At 48.4% G+C, this 3,349-nt stretch carries 2 rRNA genes; both read right to left on the minus strand.

Features of this window, described 5'->3' with window-relative positions:
- Nucleotides 1–20: 20 nt before the first annotated feature.
- Nucleotides 21–135 (minus strand): 5S ribosomal RNA (rrf, locus tag CWC18_RS09335).
- Between the two features lie 171 nt (nt 136–306).
- A 23S ribosomal RNA gene (locus CWC18_RS09340) occupies nt 307–3,194 on the minus strand.
- Between the last annotated feature and the right edge of the window lie 155 nt (nt 3,195–3,349).

Raw genomic sequence — 3,349 nt, forward strand, 5'->3', positions numbered from 1 at the left:
ACGGGTTTCTCTAATTTAATGCCTGGCAATGTTCTACTTTCACATGGCAACTGCCACACTATCATCGACGCTGTTTCGTTTCACTTCTGAGTTCGGCATGGGGTCAGGTGGGTCCAAAACGCTATTGTCACCAAGCAAATCTGGTGTGCTAACTCGCTACCGCAAGCTAACTAAAATCTGGAATGCTAATAAATTATGTAAAACGCTACTTTAGTAACTTAACTTCTGTCTAGCTTAAGGCCTCCATGGAAGGAGGTCATACTCAGAATTGTCTGGAACAATTCTAGTAAACCACTTTGGCGTTGTATGGTTAAGCCTCACGGGTAATTAGTACTGGTTAGCTTAACATGTCACCATGCTTCCACACCCAGCCTATCAACGTTGTAGTCTCCAACGGCCCTTCAGAGAGCTTATAGCTCTAGTGAGAACTCATCTCGAGGCCTGCTTCGCGCTTAGATGCTTTCAGCGCTTATCAGTTCCGAACGTAGCTACCGGGCAATGCCATTGGCATGACAACCCGAACACCAGCGGTTCGTTCACTCCGGTCCTCTCGTACTAGGAGCAACCCCTCTCAATTCTCAAACGCCCACGGCAGATAGGGACCGAACTGTCTCACGACGTTCTAAACCCAGCTCGCGTACCACTTTAAATGGCGAACAGCCATACCCTTGGGACCGACTTCAGCCCCAGGATGTGATGAGCCGACATCGAGGTGCCAAACACCGCCGTCGATATGAACTCTTGGGCGGTATCAGCCTGTTATCCCCGGAGTACCTTTTATCCGTTGAGCGATGGCCCTTCCATTCAGAACCACCGGATCACTATGACCTACTTTCGTACCTGCTCGACGTGTCTGTCTCGCAGTTAAGCTGGCTTCTACCATTACACTAACCGTACGATGTCCGACCGTACTTAGCCAACCTTCGTGCTCCTCCGTTACTCTTTGGGAGGAGACCGCCCCAGTCAAACTACCCACCAGGCACTGTCCGCAACCCCGATTAGGGACCTACGTTAGAACATCAAAACTACAAGGGTGGTATTTCAAGGTTGACTCCACACAATCTAGCGACTGTGCTTCTAAGTCTCCCACCTATCCTACACATGTAGGTTCAATGTTCAGTGCCAAGCTGTAGTAAAGGTTCACGGGGTCTTTCCGTCTAGCCGCGGGTACACAGCATCTTCACTGCGATTTCAATTTCACTGAGTCTCGGGTGGAGACAGCGTGGCCATGGTTACACCATTCGTGCAGGTCGGAACTTACCCGACAAGGAATTTCGCTACCTTAGGACCGTTATAGTTACGGCCGCCGTTTACCGGGGCTTCGATCAAGAGCTTCGACCTAAGTCTAACCCCATCAATTAACCTTCCGGCACCGGGCAGGTGTCACACCGTATACGTCATCTTACGATTTTGCACAGTGCTGTGTTTTTAATAAACAGTCCCAGCCACCTGGTCACTGCGGCTCTCAATCGCTTAAGGAGTAAATCCCATCACAATCAAGAGCGTACCTTCTCCCGAAGTTACGGTACAATTTTGCCTAGTTCCTTCACCCGAGTTCTCTCAAGCGCCTTAGTATTCTCTACCTGACCACCTGTGTCGGTTTGGGGTACGATTCGAAATAATCTGAAGCTTAGAGGCTTTTCCTGGAAGTAAGGCATCAGCAACTTCACTACCGTAGTAGCTCGTCTCGTGTCTCAGCCTAACAACGACCCGGATTTACCTAAGTCATTAGCCTACACACTTTCACATGGACAACCAACGCCATGCTTACTTAGCCTGCTCCGTCCCCCCATCGCAATTATTCCAAGTACGGGAATATTAACCCGTTTCCCATCGACTACGCTCTTCAGCCTCGCCTTAGGGGTCGACTTACCCTACCCTGATTAACATGGGATAGGAACCCTTGGTCTTCCGGCGTGCGGGTTTTTCACCCGCATTATCGTTACTCATGTCAGCATTCGCACTTCTGATACGTCCAGCATACCTCCCGGTACACCTTCAACCGCTTACAGAACGCTCCCCTACCACTCAATCTTATGATTGAATCCGCAGCTTCGGTGATATGTTTAGCCCCGTTACATCTTCCGCGCAGGCCGACTCGACTAGTGAGCTATTACGCTTTCTTTAAAGGGTGGCTGCTTCTAAGCCAACCTCCTAGCTGTTTTAGCCTTCCCACATCGTTTCCCACTTAACATATACTTTGGGACCTTAGCTGGCGGTCTGGGTTGTTTCCCTCTTCACGATGGACGTTAGCACCCACCGTGTGTCTCCCGGATAGTACTTTACGGTATTCGGAGTTTGCAAAGGGTTGGTAAGTCGGGATGACCCCCTAGCCTTAACAGTGCTCTACCCCCGTAAGTATTCGTCCGAGGCTCTACCTAAATAGATTTCGGGGAGAACCAGCTATCTCCCGGTTTGATTAGCCTTTCACTCCTAGCCACAGGTCATCCCCTAACTTTTCAACGTTAGTGGGTTCGGTCCTCCAGTTGATGTTACTCAACCTTCAACCTGCCCATGGCTAGATCACCGGGTTTCGGGTCTATACCCTGCAACTAAGCGCCCAGTTAAGACTCGCTTTCGCTACGGCTTCCCTAATCGGTTAACCTCGCTACAGAATATAAGTCGCTGACCCATTATACAAAAGGTACGCAGTCACATAACTAGTATGCTCCTACTGCTTGTACGTATACGGTTTCAGGTTCTATTTCACTCCCCTCACAGGGGTTCTTTTCGCCTTTCCCTCACGGTACTGGTTCACTATCGGTCAGTTGGGAGTATTTAGCCTTAGATGATGGTCCACCTATATTCAGTCAAAGTTTCACGTGCTCCGACCTACTCGATTTCACTGCTTATAAATTGTCGTGTACGGGACTATCACCCTGTATCGTGGCACTTTCCAGAGCCTTCCACTAATTACAAAACAGCTTAAGGGCTGCTCCGATTTCGCTCGCCGCTACTTTCGGAATCTCGGTTGATTTCTTTTCCTACGGGTACTTAGATGTTTCAGTTCTCCGCGTTCGCCTCATATGGCTATGTATTCACCATATGATACCTGCAAGCAGGTGGGTTTCCCCATTCGGAAATCCTAGTCTCAAGCGCCTCTTACTGGCTCAACTAGGCTTATCGCAAGTTAGTACGTCCTTCATCGCCTCCAACTGCCAAGGCATCCACCGTATACGCTTAGTCACTTAACCATACAACCCAAAATAGTTTTAAGTTGTACTGTCAAAGACAGTTTAAACTTCGCCAGAAGTTAATATTGAATACTAAAGTAGATGCTAATTAATCTCTCTTTATAAAAAGAGGTATTAATTGGCATTGTTTTACTTTTGAAAACTCTTTATAGATA

The sequence above is a fragment of the Pseudoalteromonas aurantia genome, from assembly GCF_005886875.1.
In the GTDB taxonomy this organism is placed as follows: Bacteria; Pseudomonadota; Gammaproteobacteria; order Enterobacterales; family Alteromonadaceae; genus Pseudoalteromonas; species Pseudoalteromonas aurantia_A.